Annotated in this window: 18 protein-coding genes; 3 read left to right on the plus strand and 15 right to left on the minus strand. The window is 47.2% G+C overall.

Annotated features, from left to right (window positions below; all coding sequences use genetic code 11):
• Positions 1-16 precede the first annotated feature (16 nt).
• Positions 17-1,105, plus strand: coding sequence for a GerAB/ArcD/ProY family transporter (locus N288_RS19750; protein ID WP_022544360.1), 1,089 nt, complete (start codon positions 17-19; stop codon positions 1,103-1,105).
• The gene (locus tag N288_RS19755) at positions 1,102-2,166 is read left to right on the plus strand and encodes a Ger(x)C family spore germination protein (protein WP_009793144.1); all 1,065 of its coding nucleotides are present in this window, start codon (positions 1,102-1,104) and stop codon (positions 2,164-2,166) included. The genes N288_RS19750 and N288_RS19755 overlap by 4 nt, the downstream gene beginning before the upstream one ends.
• A 25-nt stretch (positions 2,167-2,191) precedes the next feature.
• On the opposite strand, the gene N288_RS19760 is transcribed toward N288_RS19755, so the two are convergent.
• The 6 genes from N288_RS19760 to N288_RS19785 all read right to left on the minus strand — a co-directional run bounded on the left by N288_RS19760 (position 2,192) and on the right by N288_RS19785 (position 7,604).
• Complete coding sequence (locus N288_RS19760; protein WP_022544361.1) at positions 2,192-3,364, minus strand: FtsW/RodA/SpoVE family cell cycle protein; 1,173 nt, start codon at positions 3,362-3,364, stop codon at positions 2,192-2,194.
• A gap of 546 nt (positions 3,365-3,910) precedes the next feature.
• The gene (locus N288_RS19765) at positions 3,911-4,690 is read right to left on the minus strand and encodes a DUF4931 domain-containing protein (RefSeq protein WP_009793141.1); all 780 of its coding nucleotides are present in this window, start codon (positions 4,688-4,690) and stop codon (positions 3,911-3,913) included.
• A gap of 118 nt (positions 4,691-4,808) precedes the next feature.
• The gene (locus N288_RS19770) at positions 4,809-5,612 is read right to left on the minus strand and encodes a FixH family protein (protein WP_022544362.1); all 804 of its coding nucleotides are present in this window, start codon (positions 5,610-5,612) and stop codon (positions 4,809-4,811) included.
• Positions 5,613-5,857: 245 nt separating this feature from the next.
• Positions 5,858-6,367, minus strand: coding sequence for a spore coat protein (locus N288_RS19775; RefSeq protein ID WP_022544363.1), 510 nt, complete (start codon positions 6,365-6,367; stop codon positions 5,858-5,860).
• A 27-nt stretch (positions 6,368-6,394) separates the two neighbouring features.
• On the minus strand, positions 6,395-6,664 hold the full coding sequence (locus tag N288_RS19780; protein WP_022544364.1) for a hypothetical protein: 270 nt from the start codon (positions 6,662-6,664) through the stop codon (positions 6,395-6,397).
• A 295-nt stretch (positions 6,665-6,959) separates the two neighbouring features.
• Positions 6,960-7,604, minus strand: coding sequence for an adenine nucleotide alpha hydrolase family protein (locus N288_RS19785; RefSeq protein ID WP_009793136.1), 645 nt, complete (start codon positions 7,602-7,604; stop codon positions 6,960-6,962).
• 149 nt (positions 7,605-7,753) lie between these two features.
• On the opposite strand from N288_RS19785, the gene N288_RS25730 reads away from it, so the two are divergent.
• A complete protein-coding gene (locus tag N288_RS25730; protein ID WP_022544366.1) occupies positions 7,754-7,888 on the plus strand; it encodes a hypothetical protein in 135 nt (44 codons plus the stop codon).
• Positions 7,889-8,826: 938 nt separating this feature from the next.
• On the opposite strand, the gene N288_RS19790 is transcribed toward N288_RS25730, so the two are convergent.
• The 9 genes from N288_RS19790 to fdhF all read right to left on the minus strand — a co-directional run bounded on the left by N288_RS19790 (position 8,827) and on the right by fdhF (position 18,468).
• Positions 8,827-9,390: a hypothetical protein gene (locus N288_RS19790; protein WP_009793133.1), complete on the minus strand. Its 564-nt coding sequence runs from the start codon at positions 9,388-9,390 to the stop codon at positions 8,827-8,829.
• A 117-nt stretch (positions 9,391-9,507) separates the two neighbouring features.
• On the minus strand, positions 9,508-10,086 hold the full coding sequence (locus N288_RS19795; RefSeq protein WP_009793132.1) for a GNAT family N-acetyltransferase: 579 nt from the start codon (positions 10,084-10,086) through the stop codon (positions 9,508-9,510).
• 31 nt (positions 10,087-10,117) lie between these two features.
• Positions 10,118-10,690, minus strand: a complete 573-nt coding sequence (locus N288_RS19800; RefSeq protein ID WP_009793131.1) for a GNAT family N-acetyltransferase — start codon at positions 10,688-10,690, stop codon at positions 10,118-10,120.
• Positions 10,691-10,816: 126 nt separating this feature from the next.
• Positions 10,817-11,461, minus strand: coding sequence for an exonuclease domain-containing protein (locus N288_RS19805; protein ID WP_009793130.1), 645 nt, complete (start codon positions 11,459-11,461; stop codon positions 10,817-10,819).
• A 180-nt stretch (positions 11,462-11,641) separates the two neighbouring features.
• Positions 11,642-12,373, minus strand: a complete 732-nt coding sequence (locus N288_RS19810) for an exonuclease domain-containing protein (protein ID WP_009793129.1) — start codon at positions 12,371-12,373, stop codon at positions 11,642-11,644.
• Positions 12,373-13,347 carry a putative nucleotidyltransferase substrate binding domain-containing protein gene (locus N288_RS19815; RefSeq protein WP_009793128.1) on the minus strand — a complete coding sequence of 325 codons (975 nt, stop codon included), beginning with the start codon at positions 13,345-13,347 and terminating at the stop codon, positions 12,373-12,375. The genes N288_RS19810 and N288_RS19815 overlap by 1 nt, the downstream gene beginning before the upstream one ends.
• Positions 13,348-13,404: 57 nt before the next feature.
• Positions 13,405-14,670, minus strand: coding sequence for an ammonium transporter (locus N288_RS19820; RefSeq protein WP_022544367.1), 1,266 nt, complete (start codon positions 14,668-14,670; stop codon positions 13,405-13,407).
• A gap of 296 nt (positions 14,671-14,966) precedes the next feature.
• On the minus strand, positions 14,967-15,506 hold the full coding sequence (locus N288_RS19825) for a helical membrane plugin domain-containing protein (protein ID WP_009793126.1): 540 nt from the start codon (positions 15,504-15,506) through the stop codon (positions 14,967-14,969).
• Positions 15,499-18,468, minus strand: a complete 2,970-nt coding sequence (gene fdhF / locus N288_RS19830; RefSeq protein ID WP_009793125.1) for a formate dehydrogenase subunit alpha — start codon at positions 18,466-18,468, stop codon at positions 15,499-15,501. The genes N288_RS19825 and fdhF overlap by 8 nt, the downstream gene beginning before the upstream one ends.
• Positions 18,469-18,656 lie beyond the last annotated feature (188 nt).

An 18,656-nucleotide genomic window follows, 5' to 3' on the forward strand; every position in this document is an offset into this window, starting at 1 on the left:
ACGGAGGGTTATGGCTATGAAGCAGTCCTTGCCTGAAAATGTGAAAATATCTCCCTTCCTGATATTTTATATTATTGTATCCATACAGATAGGCATCGGCGTTCTTGGGTATCAGCGGATCATTGCCAAAACAGCCGGCTATGATGCATGGATGTCAGTCATTGCGGCCGGCGCCTCTATCCATATCATTCTCTGGATGATGTATAAGACAGCCGAAAACGCAGGAGGAGATTTAATATCCATCAACTCATACGTCTTTGGAAAGAAAATCGGAAAAATAGTCAGCCTTGCTTTTTCTGCCTATTATATCCTGCTGACTACTACAATCATAAGAACATATATCGAAGTCATCCAAGTCTGGCTGTTCCCGGAATTGAGCACCTTCTGGTTTTCTTTCGGCTTTTTGGCCCTGGCAGCATATGTAGTCAGCGGGGGCCTGCGTACAGTCACAGGCGTCGCCTTTCTTGGCGCCATTCTTCCCAGCTATCTGATGCTTACCTTCGCCTTTGCAATTCCATTCAGCGATTATCGCAATCTTTTTCCTGTATTGGACCATTCCATTAAGGATATTGCACTTGCAGCAAGAGATATGTCGCTGACGTATCTTGGCTATGAAATCTTATTGCTTGTCTATCCATTTTTAAAGGATCCGGGCAAATCAAAAAAATGGGCACATCTGGCCATTTTCACCACAACCTCACTATATGTCATCCTGACAATCATTACCTTCGGCTATTTTTCTGAAAAGCAGCTGCAGAAAACTGTCTGGGCAACATTGACGATGTGGAAAATTGTTGAAATGCCTTTTGTTGAGCGGTTTGAATATATCGGGATTGCCAACTGGAATTTAATCATTCTCCCAAATGCCTGCCTGGCGATTTGGGGGGCAAGCAGGATCGTCAAACGGGTCGCGGGCATCCAGCAGCGCAAGAACGTCATTGGCATCGTCCTTATTTGCCTTGCTGTTGCCAATATATTTGAGACCAGGGAGCAGATTGATCTCCTCAATAATATCTCTTCCCAATTTGGCTTCTATTTTAATTACGGCTATGTTCCTTTGTTGTTTGCCGGCAGCCTCGTTGCAAAGAAGGTGAGGAAAAAATGAAATTATCCAGTTATTTATCCCTCCTTGCGGTCTGTATACTGCTGAGCGGGTGCCTGGAAAAAGAAATTATTGATGATTTAAATATTGAGAGCGGGATTGCTTATGATTGGGAGGATGATAAATTGAAGGGCACTGCCCTTATCCCAGTCTACCTGCCCGACCAGCCTGTAAAAAATGTCACGTTTACCAGCACCTCCACATTGAGCAGGGATCTGCTGCTGGAAATGCAGCGCCAGTCGTCCGAGCCTCTGGTGACTGGAAGCTTGGAGGTAGGCGTGTTCGGCAAGGAACTCACCCAAAGGGGTATCATTGATGTCCTTGACTCATTCCAGAGGGATGCAAGCATCGGTGCCCGGGTATTTCTCGCTGTTGCAGATAATAAGGCAGGCGATATCATGAAAGGCGAGTATGGGACAAGGGGCAATGCCATTTATATCTCCAATTTGCTCAAGCACAATATGGAACAGCGCGATGTCCCCAAAAGCAATCTCCAAATTTTCCTGGCATCTTTCTATCAGCAGGGCAAGACAGCTTATTTGCCTAAGCTGAAAGATATGGGCAAGGACAAAGTAGAGATTTCAGGAATGTCCTTATTTAAATTTGATAAAGTGGTAGACGAAATTGATGCAGAGAAAATGTTCTTTTTTAAACTGCTGGTAGACAAGTACAGCGAGGGTTCCTATAAGATAAATATCGGGAACGATCAGGCAGCCATCAAGAGCATTAAATCCAAGCATAAAATTAAAATCATCAAAAGCGAGCCTTATGAATTTAAAGTCGAAATAAGCATAAAAGGAATTATCCGGGAATACTCCGGAGAACAGCTGACCATAAAAGAAATCAAGGGTGTGGAGAAGAACTTCGAGAATCTTATAGACAAGGAAACGGAAGCGCTCATTACCCGCTTTCAAAAAGAGGGCATTGATCCGGTAGGATTTGGCGCTTTTGTGAAAAGCAAAACAAGGGGCTTTGATTTTAAGAAATGGGAAGATGAATACAAGCGCATGAGCGTAAAGGTTACAAGCAATGTAGAGATACTTGAATCAGGGGTAATAGAATGAAAAAAGGACAGGGGCTTCCCTGTCCTTAGTCACTATTGGAGAACATATACTTTTTATAATGGTAGCGGATGGAGAAGATCAGGCTGATGGCAAGCATGCTGCCCATGAGCGAGCTTCCTCCATAGCTGACAAATGGAAGCGGGATACCAGTGATCGGCAGGAGCCCGATTGTCATGCCGATATTCTGGAATACATGGAATGTGATCATGCTGATGACACCGACACAAATATAGGTGTAAAAGTCGTTCTTAGTTTCCATGCCAACTTTCGTAATATGGTAAATCAGCAGGAAAAACAGGCTGATCAAAACACTCGCTCCAATGAACCCGAACTCTTCCCCAACAATGCTGAAAATAAAGTCAGTATGGCTTTCAGGAAGGTAGACTTCCCTTGTGCCATAGCCCTTTCCGCTTGTTTCCCCAGAACCGATGGCAAGCAGGGAGCGTGTCAGCTGGAATCCGGTCGTCCCCTGATAATTATAGGGATCGATCCAGGAATAGATGCGGCCGAACTGGTACTGTTTGACGCCCAGATATTTTTCCAGCAGATCGGGGTGCCAGAGCACGAGGTAGAAAATGCCTGCGATTAAGGTGATTCCGCCGCCGAATATTGGGAGCAGAAGCTTCCATGTGATTCCTGAGATGAAGATCATGCCAATCATGATTGCTATGAATACAAGGCTTGTGCCGAGGTCAGGCTGCTGCATCACAAGCATGAGCGGCAGGAACGTCACTGCACCGATTTTCACCAGCAGCCAGAGATCGGTTTGGATCGTCTTGATCCGATACTTCGGATGATGGTCTGTTATCACCCTTGCCAGAGCGAGGATGATAAAAACTTTAACAACCTCAGAAGGCTGAAGGGACCCTACCGCAGGGAAGGTATACCAGCTCTTTGCCCCATTTATGACAGGTGCAATCCCCGAAGGAGCCACGATCAAAAACCCAAGCAGCGCAATACCCAGCCCATAGGCATACCAGGAAATCTTCTTCAGCTGATCAGAATCAAGCGTCATAACCGTTCCAACAATGCCGGCCCCGACCACCCACCAGACAATCTGCTTCAGAAGGAAATTATCTTTATACTGGCCCGTAGTCTGCGCGCTGTAAATCGATATGCAGCTAACCAGGCACAGCAGCATCAAAATCAATATCAACCCAAAATCTATACGATAACTAGAATTATTTTTAGAAGTCATAATCGTCTCCTTTTATAGAAAAGCGGAGGCGGCTTGTTCAGAGCCGACAAGCATAAGACAAGCAGGACTGAAGGTTGTTCTTTAACCTTCTGGCCTGATTGGCTTATGACTCGAGGCTCTAGCCGCCGGAGCTGGACAAATAGAAAAGCGGAGGCGGCTTGTTCAGGTGCGACAAGCATAAGACAAGCAGGACTGAAGGTTGTTCTTTAACCTTCTGGCCTGATTGGCTTATGACTCGAGCACCTAGCCGCCGGAGCTGGACAAATAGAAAAGCGGAGGCGGCTTGTTCAGGTGCGACAAGCATAAGACAAGCAGGACTGAAGGTTGTTCTTTAACCTTCTGGCCTGATTGGCTTATGACTCGAGCACCTAGCCGCCGGAGCTGGACAAATAGAAAAGCGGAGGGCGCTTGCTTTATGATGCGCAGGCTGCCCAAACAAAAATTCTACTACAATTCTTCATTATATTTTTTTAAGAGACAAATCACAACTTGTTTCATGCTGTTGGATATTATTTCATTTTTCACTTTTCTTTTTCAGTTGCCGGATCAGTCTTCGGCAGGGAAGCTGTCAAAGTACTTTGCACGGATGTCCTCTTTCATCCATTCCAGATTATTGGGGACCTGCGGGATCGAATAGCCGATGTAAATAGGTGTTGTTACGAACCGCGGGACTATTTTGGCATAGATGTCCTCTCCGAGTTTATAGAAAAATAAATTATAGCTGGAGCATTTGAACGGAAAGCTGTGAAGGATATAGCGGACAGCTGCCTGAATATAAGCAGCAAAGGCACCGATTTCCTCCATGTCTCCAAGCTTTGCATTAAATTCATAGAAGCCGATTTTCGGGGCTGTTGAAATATTGAGCAGTGATCTGCCTTTTTGGCTGATGGCCAGTCCCTCAAATTCTTCTTCCCTGATATTTTCTGTGTAATCCACTTCATTAAGCCCGACAATCTGCATATGGGGATGCGCAATGGTCCCCCCTGAGAGCGGCCCGTGGTTTTTAAAAAACAGGACAGATGTGAAGCGTCCGCTGTTTTCCATTTCAATCCAATGCTTCAATCCGAAACTTAGCAGCTTTTCCAGATGCTCTAAAGAATAGGTTGAGATATCCCCGCTGCATTCGTCTGATTCAATCAAAACAGTCTGCAGGGTATTTTCAAGGACAGGGAATTTATTTTTCAGCAAAATGATATTGTCCTCGACTGCAAGGATATCGGTCAGCTTTTCTCTCTCACAGAAAGGGCAGCCCTGCTCTTTGTCACGGATACTGTTTGGCTTTTTCACTCCGATTGAAGTGTTGAAGTTCAAATGTGTTTTTGTCATATTTCCACCATCCTGCAGGTTTTTCTCCTATAAATCATATCACTTACCTCCTGAACCTGGCGCCTTTTTGACCTTGCGCAGGAAAAAACGGCAGCCCCGGAGCTGCCGTTTCTCTTTCCTATTCGCTGACTGTCAGAGGAAAATCCGAGTGTTCATGCAGCCCTTCCGAGTTTTCCACATGAACAGTCACTGTATAGCTGCCCGCCTCTGCAAAGCTATGTTCTGCAGAATATTTTCCTTCGCCGGACTCTTTCAGGTTCACCCACTCAGGGGTGTCCTTGCCTTCTTTCATGATTTCAAGCTTAACAAGCGCTTTTTCCAGGGGAGCCCCATCTTTCTTGTCCACCTGGACATCAAGGCCCGCCGCCTGTTTCATATGGATATGATCCGGCTTGATGAAACTGATTGCAGCCTCACCATGATGGTGGGATGATTCTTCTCCGCCTGACTCATGGTCATGGCCTTCATCTTCCCCATGCTCATGAGCGGCTTCTCCGTCCGCACTATTGCCAGCGTCTCCGCCCTCACCGGCTTGTACCTCAGCTTTTGGCATTGTATGCATGTCCCTCGCTGTCACATGGACCTGGACTATATAATCGCCATCCTTGCCGAAGGTCTTGGCAGCCTGGTAAATTCCTTTGCCTGTATGTTCTGCAGGAAGCATCTCACTCTCCTCTTGATTTCCTTCCTGCCAGATTTCAAACTTTACTTCATCTGCATCCTCGACAGCTTCTTCCCCCTGCACTACTTCGACAGAAAGGGTTATTTCTTCATTCAGCTCCACTTTTTCAGGAACAACAAGCTTGGCTTCAAGGATTTCCGGCACTTGTCCCCCGTTCCCCTGGCCGCTGTCATCAGAACCCTTTCCGCAAGCTGCAAGAACCATCACGGCGAGGATAAAAACATATAGATATTTCTTCATTCTTTGTCCCTCTTTCATACAGATTCCCTTTATAAAGGATACTATATCTCTTAATTGTGAAATAAGTAAGAAATTACATCAAACATTTGATAACGGAAGCTGTGCCTTTATGTACATTATAGCTTTCCTTCCCCCCGGGTCCAAATTCTATAAAAAAAAGCGGCACAAGGAGGTTCCTTATGCCGCATATTTATTATATGAAAGGAGGTAGGGTTGGATAAGTCTGCGTTTTTTAAGACTGCCTATTACAGGATTTCCAGTTCAATAACCAGTGCAAGAAGTACCTGGATCAGCAGGTTAAGTGTCAGCGCTACTTGAGTATCTTCAAGGTTTACAGTACAGTCTTTCGCATTTTCAATATAAACGCTCTGGCGGTTAGATTGGTTGATTTGTGTGAATTGAAGCAAATCTTCAGTGATCCTTTCAGCTTGGCCTCCGTCGGCAATTGAGATATTGATGACAATGACGATTGCTACAACGAGGGCTGCCTGCAATGAAGCGGCAACTTGGGTTTCACTTGAGTTTACTTCAACATTGAGACAGTTTTTAAGGACAATGGACTCTTTAGAATATTGGCCCATATTCGTGCCTTGCACAACATCTTTTACATCTCTGTCGCTGCTGTCAAAGATGCTCATAGGATGGCTTGATGAAGGATCAAGGGCATTCCATCCGCTGTGGTGGCATGATGAACCGGCAGCATTGCTTTCACAATAAACATCTTCTACCTTTGGACGATAGTTTCCACTTAACAATGTAATCTCTCCCTTTAATTTTTTGCCTTATCGGCTTTTTTTCCTAAACGTGCGTTTGGCTTCTTTCTTAGGCTCTTCTTCGGCAGAATCATTTTTCTTTTTTTGTGCTTCAACAAAATCTTTAACCTGCTGTTCCAGATCTTTCACAAGATTGCGGATACGCGTTTTTTCCTCATCTGACAGGTTTTTCGTTTTCAATCCGCTTTCGTCGCTTTGATTCCGCTTTAAAAGGTCTCTGACTTTAAGGCTTACAAGCTGATTCGATAGCTCAGCCATCTTGTTATTTAGTTCATCCAACACAGTTCACCCCCTCCGAGCGCTTATACTATTTAATATGATTTTTAAGCCGGCAAGTGAGGGCTAATCCCTATCCCGGCTTAAAAGGGCGTTTGTATCGGCTGATGGTGCGCCACTCAAGGCGCTTGGCCCTTATACTACTTGTATATGGGATTTCATCCATTTAGTTCGGGCTCATCCCCCAAAAGCAAAAAAAGGGCCCTATGCAGGGGCCCTTTTACAGCATAAAGAAGCAGGCGGCACTATTTGCCGCCCGCTGCATCTTGTACTCGGATTTTTAATGCTTCAACACTCTTCAGTCCTTTTCCACTGCTTCTGCTGCAGCGGTCCCATTATGGATCTTAATGACTTTTTGATTTTGTCCATCCCCTTTTACAAAAAAGCCATTGGAGAAATCGGTGGACAATTCCCTGAAAAAGGTGCCAAGAGTTCCTTCTTTCCCGTTATCATCAAACGAGATTTTATAGCCGCCTTCTTCTTTTACCAAAGAAGCTTCTATCCCCTTATCCCATTCTCCTGCCGGATCGTATACATCGCGGTTCACTTCAACAAGATGGAGGTCAACGCCTTCAAGAAGCTCGAACAGATGATTGACGAGGGAATGCTTGACGACCATTTCCCATTTGCTCTGAACGGCGTGGGCCATGACGATTTGAGTGGCGGACTTCTCCCGGACTGTTTCGGCGATTAAATCAGAAACCTTCTGTCCGTTCTTATACTTTTGGATGGCTGGAAGGCCGTATTTTTCAGCCAATGATTCGAACAGCATTTTCGTCTGGATCTGGTTGAACTCAAGATCCTTTTCCTGCCCCGGGAGCACTGACAATACATAGCACTTCCCCTTAAATGCATCAGCAAGGAGCTTCCCCCTTTGAATGAGCGTTTCAGCATGCTGAGGGCTGCTTACACATACCAGTATCGTTTCCAGCAAATCATTCACCTCGTTTAGAATTTTGCCTACATTATAGCATAGCCAGTCAGAGCAACCCAGCCAAAAGCTGGTGTTCCAGCCATCCTTTCAGCCGCTGCATATAAAAGATTCCTTGATGGGAAGATAATGATGTACTTAGGATAAGGAGGGGAAAAGCGATGACAAAAAAGTATAATAAAGGCAGCAGCAACCAAAACTCCCCGCGCGCTGGCCTGTCCGACCCAATAAGCGGCGACAACAGCAAAGGGAATAAACACAACAAAGACCAAAAAAGCAAAACTGACGCGGATTAATCGAAATGCGGAGGCGGCTTGCTCAGAGCCGACAAGCATAAGACGCGCTGGAATAAAAGGCGTTCTTTGCCTTTAATTCCAGTGTGGCTTATGACTCGAGGCTCTAGCCGCCGGAGCTGGACAAATCGAAATGCGGAGGGCGCTTGTTCAGCCCCGACAAGCATAAGACGCTTCAGGATAGAAGGCGTTCTTTGCCTTCAATCCTGAAGTGGCTTATGACTCGAGGGGCTAGCGCCCGGAGCTGGACAAATCGAAATGCGGAGGCGGCTTGTTCAGAATCAAGGAACGCAGGCTAAAACCGCCACGTCCTGTGGCAACGCCTGCATGACCCGCATCCTGCGGGCCCAGCATAAGACGAGCAGGACGGAAGGTTGTCCTTTAACCTTCTGGCCTGATTGGCTTATGACTCGAGGCTCTAGCCGCCGGAGCTGGACAAATCGAAATGCGGAGGCGGCTTGCTCAGAATCAAGGAACGCAGGCTAAAACCGCCACGTCCTGTGGCAACGCCTGCATGACCCGCATCCTGCGGGCCCAGCATAAGACGAGCAGGACGGAAGGTTGTCCTTTAACCTTCTGGCCTGATTGGCTTATGACTCGAGGGGCTAGCGCCCGGAGCTGGACAAATCGAAATGCGGAGGGCGCTTGTTCAGCCCCGACAAGCATAAGACGCTTCAGGATAGAAGGCGTTCTTTGCCTTCAATCCTGAAGTGGCTTATGACTCGAGGCTCTAGCCGCCGGAGCTGGACAAATCGAAATGCGGAGGGCGCTTGTTCAGCGCCGACAAGCATAAGACGCTTCAGGATAGAAGGCGTTCTTTGCCTTCAATCCTGAAGTGGCTTATGACTCGAGGGGCTAGCGCCCGGAGCTGGACACTCGAAATGCGGAGGGCGCTTGCTCAGCCCCGACAAGAAGCCAGCCTGTACAAGGCTGGCTTCCTGTCATGCAATGGAAGCATCCAGCCTTGTACGGGCTGAGTCGGCCTGCAGATAATCAGACAGACTCCCTTTGTATACAAGATGGAGCGAAAAGACTTTCTCCAGTTCATGCGGCTTAAGCAGTGAAACAGGCTTTTCCACCCGGCATCCGTTGGTTTCCTTGAGGATGGTCCCGACGAATTCAGAGCAGAAGAAGGCATTGGATCTGTTATATTCCCAGTTGAACAGCACGGCGAACAAGCCGAGCAGATTATATTTATAATGATGCCTGTTTTCTTCAAAAAATGCCGCCTGGTCCTGCATCCTGCCATATTCCTGCTCGGTCACCGTACAGGCATAAACCGCACAGCGGGCATTTGCAAACAAATTCGCGCGCACATCTTCTTTCACGAATCCCCCGGAAAACGGATTGGCAGGATTAATCCTCCCGAAGCTGTACACATCCAGCAGCCCTTCATCAAATGAGATGGATGCATGATTGAGTTCTTTTCCAGTAAAAATCCGGATCAGCTTTGTGAATAAAGTTCCCGTGTCGGTCAGCAGTACAAATACCTGGCGATGGCCCATTTCTTTTCCCTCCTGAAAAAAATGAAGGGAAATGCGCAGTGGCGACCGTGCTGCCCTTCTCCATAATCATACAGCCACAATGCTCCCTTAAAGAACGAACTCGGGTATTATTTGCTTCTAAGACCCTGGGCCTAGATGATGGGGATTAATGATGGAAAACATCAGCAGATCATCAAACTTTCCGCAGGTATATTCATAATTCCTCAGCAATCCTTCACGGATAAACCCGCATTTTCCGAAAAGGCGCTGGGACTGGAGGTTTGCCGGTTCAATCAGTGCCTGGATTCTCATCAGATTCAAATCCTCGAAGCCATACTGGATGATAGCCGTGATTGCCTCGGTGCCGATTCCCTGATTCCAACAGGCAGGATCCAGTTCAAGACCTATATCTGCCCGGAAATGGGTGGAATCCATATTCAAAAATCCGCAGCTTCCAATCAGCCCTTGTCCGTCCTTTAACGAAATTCCCCAGCGGATACCCGTTCCTTCCTCAAGAATGCGTTCATACCAGCCAATTTCGGAGCGTGCATCATCCAAGTCAGCAAATGGCTCGATTCCATAGTATTTCGTTACTTCGGCATCAGAAAGATATCCGAGGATATCCTCTGCATCCTCCATTATCACTTTCCTGAGCAGAAGGCGGGCCGTTTTGATTTCCGGAAACGATCCCTTCAATTTTTCATTTATATTATTCATTGGACATACTTCCGTTTCTCATTTTTAGTATTTATTCTCCAGCTGCGGACCCAGCCAATTCAAAGACGGGATTAGCTTCCCACTCTTCACGCAAAATGCCCATCCTGATTGAATCATAATGGACGCCTTTGTAAATCCGGCATTTCCGCAGCCTGGCTTCCATCGTCATACCCAGCTTTTCGCCGACCTTGACCATCCGCTCATTTCCTGACCAGGTGGTGTAGCCGGTCCGGGCAATCGGCTTTGTTTGGAAAAGGTGGCTGATCCAGAGTTTCAATGCCCTGGTCCCATAACCGCCATTCCAATATTCCGGCGAATAAATGACGATTCCCATTTCCAGCCACAGAGATGGCTCATGCTCCCAGTAATAGCTGACCGTCCCTTCTATCTTGCCGTTGATTTCGATGGCCAGCATATCCTCCTGGTTGACTACCTGCTCCTTCCGCAACTCATATTCAGCAAACGTCAGTGATTTATGCTCAAAATAGGGAGCGTCCCACTTTTTCCACGCCGGATGCTCTTCCTTAAAAGCCAGCTCCCATAACCGGGGCAGATCTTCTTCGGTGATGGTCCGCAGAATAACTTCAGCGTCTTTCAGTAACATAGCTCTACCTCTTTGTGTTTATTTTTGTAATATTTCCATTATAACAATAAAACCTCTCTCAAAAAATGGAAACTTCATTATTTCCTCATAATAAAAAACCGCCTTATGGCGGTTTCGTTAAACAGATTAATTGAAGGGCGGATCAATGCTGCTGCCGGCGCTCCACGAATAGGTTCTCCCCGGTTTTTTCGCAGGCTGGTATTTTCTCATCGGCCCTTTTTCAAGCACCTCTTTTAAAAACAGGCCACCGTCCGGGTTCTGCTGCTTCATGAGCTCCATCAGATATGTAATATCGTCCATCGCCCTGTGAGTTTGATGGTCTGTAATATTGTGGGCGGAAAGAAGGGTCGCCAGTTTGCTGTTGGCAAAGCCATACTTTTTCCATTGTACTCCCTTCATGGTGCAATACCATTTAAGGTCATTCACTTCAGGATACATCTGATACATGAAGCTTCTGTCAAATGATGCATTATGGGCAAATACAGAATCGGCTTTATTAAGGAAGGACTGGACTGACTCATCATGGAAAACCTGTCCCCTTACCATTTCAAACGGAATACCATGAATCCTGTAGGCACTGCTGTAATTTCTAAGGGCCCTGCTTGAAAGCGGCTCCCTAAGGAAAGACTCCTTTTCCTCAACCTGGAGGATTTCACCTGTAGCTCCATCATAAGAAAACAGAATAAATGCCAGTTCGATGATTTCGTCCCCGCCAGGAGCCAGGCCTGTTGTTTCTACATCGACCAGCAGTCCTTTTTTGTTTATATTCATTTTGATCACCTTTATATTTTTTTGCCTTCAAAAAGAAAGCTGGAATTTTTAACATTCTTATAGCTATTTCCTATTCTAGTATTTTCGCGGGAAAAATGACAGTTAAACCCCCTTTCTGGCTGAAAAAGGAAATTAATAAAAACACAAAAAGGCACGGCAGAGACCGCACCTTTAATAGGACTATAATGAAGCAACCCTTTCATATACATCTTTCAGGGTCATACAACCCTTATCCCGGACCTTGCTTATATAACAGCACCATAGCTCGGCAGCCAGCCGGGCATCCTCCAAAGCATGGTGCCGCTCCATGACCGGAATGCCGTTGTGGCTGCACAGGTCCTCCAGCCTCTGCAGGTTAAGCTCCGGCTCGGCAATCCGGTACAGGAAAGAGGTATCTATAATTCTGTGCTTAAGAGGAGCCTTAAAATGCTTCCAGCTCGCATTCTGCAGGAAGCTCTTCTCATGACGGGCATGATGCGCTATGATGGTCCGCGCTTCGCAGAATTTGAAGAACTCTATCAGCACTTCAGGCAGCGGGGGCGCCTCCTTAAGCTGGGAGCCCCTTAGGCCTGTAAGCTGTTCAATCTGAGGTGAGAGTGTTTTTTCATATCTGATCAGGGAATAAAACTTCTTATCCTCATTTATGGTTCCATTCTCTATCTTGACCGCCCCTATAGAAATAATCTCATCTCCCTGATCAGGAAAAAAACCAGTTGTTTCAATATCCATGACGATAGCTTCCATCCTGTCAAGCGGCACCGACAGCGCTTCCTCTGCCCGTATTTCTTTATGCAGTCTGCGCAGGAAGGCCTGCTGCTGGGAATTCTGCCCGCCCTGCATCCCCCCGAATACACCGGAATTCAGCTTCCCCGGCAGCCCTTTCATCATTTGAAACATGCTTTCAAAGCCCATTATTGGACACCCTTTTCAATCTTGGCCTGTACAAATTGGTGCAGCTTTTTTCCGCCCTTCAGGATATTGCGGAGCTCCGCCCGTTCTTCCCTTGGAAGGTTTCTTACATTCAAGTAGTGTGAAGCCTCATAAGAGCGGGCACTGGAGAAAATGGATTCCCTGCAGGCCAGCAGAAGGCGGAAATTGCGCTCTGCCTTTTCCAGCGCATCCTTATACTCTGCCTTTTCCGCAAGCCTGCTGATTCTTTCAAGTGTGGAGGTTTCAAAAAACCCTTCCTTCATCGCCAATAGACGGATGCTGTTAACATAGGGAAGGAAAGCAGTCTGCTTCAAGTCTATGAAGCCCTCAAATTTTCCTTTTTCCTCAACAAGGATCTGGCCCAGGGGACCAACAGCCGGTTTTATATGCATGCTATTCTCTGCAAGCCTTTTTAAAAGTCTGGGACCTGCCATCATCTTAGTGTGCACATAAGATTTAAGCTCACTGATATACACTCCGCTTCCTTCCAGGGCCCTCGCATCATAAAAAATCTGCAGATACCGGATCGACTCCCAGCTCTCCTCCTCAATCCATCGCTCCAGCTGCTCTTTCCAGGCTTCCGCTGTTCTCCGCCATAAAGGGTTGCTGCTCATCACCTTGCCTTCACAATAGGGATATCCCGTTTCATTCAGGCCATATGACAGCTCTTGCCCCAGTTCCTGAAAGTACGCTGCTTCCTCTTCCCCCCCGGTAAAAACAATGCCGTGATCCTGGTCACTGATGACACCCTGCTCCAGCCTGCCTCCGCTGCCGGTCACAAACCAGACAAAATCCGATTCATCCGGCCCTTTTCTAACCTTTTGCACAGACTGCCTGAACACGTATTTCATCGCTTCATCATGGATTTCATTTATTTTGGATGTACTGGCGGCAGCCATGAAGATCCGGCTGTCCTTCCATTCCCTGATTTCTGCATATGACTGAAAATCCTGCAAATAAACGCACTCCCTTTATATGAAGAAAACATAAGGCCCCATGAAGAGGCCTTATGCTCATGAAGATAATTTATTATCTTTCGAAAGGAAAACCTCCGGGTATCCATAGCTGCCATGCTCACTGACATCAAGGCCCATAATTTCTTCTTCCTCAGATACACGCAAGCCATTCATAACCTTCTTTGCTATAAGAAGGATGACAAATGATACGGCAAAAGCATAGAGGGCAGATACAGCAACACCCATGAATTGGACTCCCAGCTGTGTGAATCCTCCTCCGTAGAATAATCCAGGCTGGCCGACTGTAGCCAATTCCGGGGTGGCAAAGAATCCGGTTGACAATGTGCCCCATACCCCTGCAGCTCCATGGACAGAAAGGGCGTATATCGGATCATCAATTCTCAGTTTCTCGAAGAATCGGACACTATAGAAAACGAGTATTCCCGCAACAAACCCAATCAGTACAGCTGCCCATGTGTCAACGAAGGCACAGGATGCTGTTATGGCAACAAGGCCAGCCAGGGCGCCATTCAGCATTGTCGTAATATCCGATTTGCCGAGAACCACCCATGAGATCAGGAGCGCTGCGACCGCCCCTGCTCCTGCAGCAAGATTGGTATTCAGGGCAACAAATCCAAAGAATGCTCCGTCAACAGAAACGGTGCTTCCTGCATTGAATCCGAACCAGCCAATCCAAAGGATCAAGACCCCAAGGGCAGTGAATACCTGGTTATGTCCGTAAATATTATTGGCAGAGCCATCTTTATTATATTTGCCGATTCTTGGTTTAAGAAGGAGGGTCGCTGCCAATGCCGCCATCGCCCCTGTCAGGTGAACGACAGTTGAGCCGGCAAAATCCTGCTTCCCATGTTCAGCCAGCCATCCCCCGCCCCAGATCCAATGGGCAACCACCGGATAGACAAGTGCTGAAAACAGAATCGTAAATATCAGATAGATTGAAAGTTTTGCCCTTTCTGCGAAGCCGCCGAGGGCAATCGTGATGGAGATTCCTGCAAAAGCAAGCTGGAAGAGGAAAAATACTGATGAGGAAAGACTCATTCCTTCAATTTCATATCCTGAATAAAAAAAGTGCGATAAACCTGTAAAGAAATTGCCGTTGTCGCCAAAAATAAATCCAAAGCCGACAGCCCAAAAAACGAGTGAGGCAAGCCCGAATGTAAAAATGGTCTTCCCCGCGATATGGCCGGCATTTTTCATTCGTGTAGACCCGGCCTCCAGCATAATGAATCCGCCAAGCATGAAGATGACCAGGACTGCACTAACCATGACCCATAAACTGTTCATCAAAAAAGTTGTATCCACTTTCTCTCCCCCTCAAATAATGTATGCTTATCATCTAACAAATTCATGTTAGATAATATAACATTAAGTTTCTTACCCTTATTTTATCTCTTTTCAAACAGGTGTCAATGAGTATTTTAAAGTTTCTGATAACTATATGTTAATTAAACTAACATGAAACCGCTATCTTCCTTGATATATATGGTTTTACTTTTTTGGGGAAAAAGTTAAAAGGGATTTACGGAAGGGGACCAGATTTAATGGCTGAACTGAATTTTGTATAAAAAAAGAAGAGGGCAACTGCCCCCTCCTGATCATCACTCTTCTTGCTTCCTCTGCTCTTCGATTTGTTCCTGCGGAAGCTGGGTATTCCGCTCCAGCTCCTTCGTTTCCTGTCCCATTCCTTTCAGGAAGGTCAGCAGCAGGGTGACGGCCCTGTTGACTTCAGGATCCTTGAGAGATCTGGCCAGATCAAAAAAGCTTGTTTTTTCCTGAGTATCTCCTGCTTCCGCCACCCTGGCAATGCCTGAGTCGATTTTAAGCAGAAACGGCTCCAGCTGTTTGACATTGATCATGCCCAGTGTACCGCCCATCAGGAGCAAATTCTTCAATGTGTTCGAGGTTTCCGGCTTGTCAGCCGCCCTGACAAGGATGTCGAGGACTTTGTCTCCCTGGCCAAACAGTCCGCTGAGCAGGGAAAGCACCCCCCGGTCATGCATATTCCTCATGACCTTGAGCGACTCCAGGATGGCTTCTTTATTATCAATCAGGGCATCTTCCACTTCCATCAGATCTTTTTTACGCTTTTCTTCCTCGCTTAATGTCTTGCGCTGGATGTGCGTGATCGCTTTAGCCATGTTCTCGCTCCTTTTTCACAAGATCTCCCGGGAAAATATAATCCTTCCGTGCCCACTTTTTCTGGACCTGTACACCAATCTGCGGCTGCGGGTTTCCGTAGCGGTGGTTGATTCTAGGAAGCGGATCTTCGCCCTTGGCCTTCAGGATCTCCATTTTTGCCCGGATTTCTTTATAAGCCGGCGTATCTGTATCTTTATCTGCGTAGCTGCTTGTCAGCAGATTGATGGCAGCCTCTCCCCTGTCATTCATCGGAAGGTACACTTCCTTCCCTTTTACCCTGTCGGTGATATGGCATTGCACCTTCACATTCCCATAAGGAGATGAAAGCCTTACAAGCGTGCCGCTTTCCAGTCCGCGCTCTTCTGCAAGCTCCGGAGATACCTCCAGGAACACGCTTGGTGTCTTCTCGCTGATTCCTTTGGAACGGTACGTCATATTGCCTTCATGGAAATGCTCAAGAAGGCGCCCATTATTGATATGGAGATCATACTCTTCCTCAAACTCCAGCGGCTTCGTCCAATCGACCGGCACGAGCCTTGCCCTGCCATCTTCAAACGGGAACCTTTCTGTATATAAAAGCGGGGTATCCTGCCCATCCTCCGCCACCGGCCATTGCAGACTGTTATATCCTTCAAGCCTTTCATACGTCACACCGGAATATAAAGGCATCAGCCTGGAGGCTTCTTCCATGATTTCAGATGGATGCGTGTAGTTCCAGCCTGCTCCAAGGCTGTTGGCAATTTCCATGATGATCTGCCAGTCAGGCTTTGAGTCCCCAAGCGGTTCAAGAGCCTGGTACAGTCTTTGGATCCTGCGCTCGGTATTGGTGAATGTCCCTTCCTTTTCAAGGCTCGGACTTGCAGGAAGGACAACATCGGCGAACTCCGCCGTCTTGCTGAGGAAAATATCCTGGACCACGAAGAAATCAAGCTTCTCAAACGCAGCATGCACATGATTGATATTTGAATCAACGAGTCCCATATCTTCACCCTTCAGGTACATGGCCTTAAGGGTGCCGGCGTGAATGCCTTCCACCATTTCGTGGTTATTGAGCCCTGGCTCGCCCGGAAGCTCTGTTCCCCATGCCAGCTCATACTTCTTCCTGATCTCAGGATCGGCGACTTCCTGGTATCCCGGGAACATATTCGGCATGCTGCCGAAATCGCTCGCCCCCTGGACATTGTTATGTCCTCTAAGCGGGTAAGCCCCTGCACCCGGCTTTGCATAGTTGCCAGTGACAAGCAGAAGATTAGAGATGGCTGTACTGGCATCACTGCCGCCCATATGCTGGGTGATGCCCATCGCCCAGAGTGCGCAGACAGATTTTGCCCTGCCGATCATTTCTGCCATATCAATCAGCTGTTCCAGCGCAATGCCCGTCACTTCAGCCGCATACTCCATCGTGTACTTTTCCAGATTCTTCGTGAATTCATCCAGTCCGTTTACTTTTTCAGCAAGGAACTCTTCATCTGCCATGCCATTGTCAATAATATATTTGGCCACAGCTGACAGCCAGACAATATCAGTGCCTGCCTTAGGCTGCACGAACAGATCGGCCCTGTCGGCCATTTCATGCTTCCGCAGGTCTGCCACAATCAGTTTCTGGCCGCCAAGTTTATGCGACCTCTTCACCCTGGTGGAGAGGACAGGATGGGATTCTGCTGTATTGGAACCTATAATAAGGACAAGATCTGACATTTGGATATCCCGGATGCTGCCTGCATCCCCGCCATAGCCGACCGTCCTGAACAGCCCGACGGTCGCAGGAGTCTGGCAGTATCTGGAGCAGTTATCGATGTTATTTGTTCCAATTACTGCACGGCCAAGCTTCTGCATCAGAAAAGACTCCTCATTTGTACATTTAGAGGAAGAAATGAAGCTCATGGCCTGTGCCCCATGTTCATTTTTAATTTCGGTGAAACGGCGGGCAATCAGGCTGATGGCTTCATCCCATTCCGCCTCCCTGAAGAATTCTCCTTCCCGGATCAACGGCTTTGTCAGGCGCTCTTCGCTATTGACAAAATCCCAGCCGAACTTCCCTTTCACACACGTGGAAATTCCATTTGCAGGGGCTTCCGGCTGCGGATCCACCTTCAGGATTTCACGGCCCTTTGTCCAGACATCAAAGCTGCAGCCCACTCCGCAGTACGTGCAGACCGTTTTCGTTTTTTTAATCCGCTCATCGCGCATCGCGGCTTCCATATCTGAGATGGCAAGAATTGATCCGTACCCTGTCTCGACATTTTTAGTGATTTCGATCATCGGCCGGAGCGTCTGCTTGGCAATACCGGTTAAATAGCCGGCTTCCCCTTCCATGCCTTTTTCCAGCATGGCATTGCACGGACAGACGGTTGAACAGTGTCCGCATGAAACACAAGAAGACTCATTGATTGGGACATCATTATCCCAGATGACCCTTGGTTTTTCACGTTCCCAGTCGATTGTCAGCGTCTCTGTCACCTGCACATCCTGGCATGCTTCCACACAGCGTCCGCAAAGGATGCACTGATCCGGATCATACCGGTAGAAAGGATGGGAATTATCCGCAGGATACGGTTTCTGTGCAAAAGGGACGCTCTGATGGTTGATTTTCATTTCTTTGACTGTGTTATGTACTTCGCATCCGCCGTTATTATAATCGCATACTGTGCAGTAAAGCTCATGATTGGTCAGGATGCGGTCCATCCCGATAACCTGTGCTTCCTTTACATCCGCTGATACCGTATCAATGATATCCCCATCGTTGAGCTTGGTTGAGCATGACCTGACAAGCTCCCCATTCACACTGACGATGCAGGTATCACATGTTTCAATCGGCCCGAGGCTCGGGTGATAGCACACATTCGGCACCTCCACCGATGAGTTCTGCAATAGCTGAAGGATGGTTGTCTCATCACCTGCCGCCACCTTCACTTCAGCACCATTTAGTTTTACTTGGTATGTATCAGGCAAATCACTCATCCTTTCTCACTTAATCATTTTCCTGCTAACAATCCCTCTACCCTCCTTTTTCCAAAATAAACATCCGAGGAAAAGCGGTTTCACTTGTATGTCTAAGGTCTTAGAAGAAAATCATGCGGAGGTGCATTAAAGGAGATTGGATCTTCCGGTAGAATACAAACAAGGACAATTTAATGCTAAATATAATA

Source organism: Bacillus infantis NRRL B-14911 (genome assembly GCF_000473245.1).
Taxonomy (GTDB): domain Bacteria; phylum Bacillota; class Bacilli; order Bacillales; family Cytobacillaceae; genus Bacillus_AB; species Bacillus_AB infantis.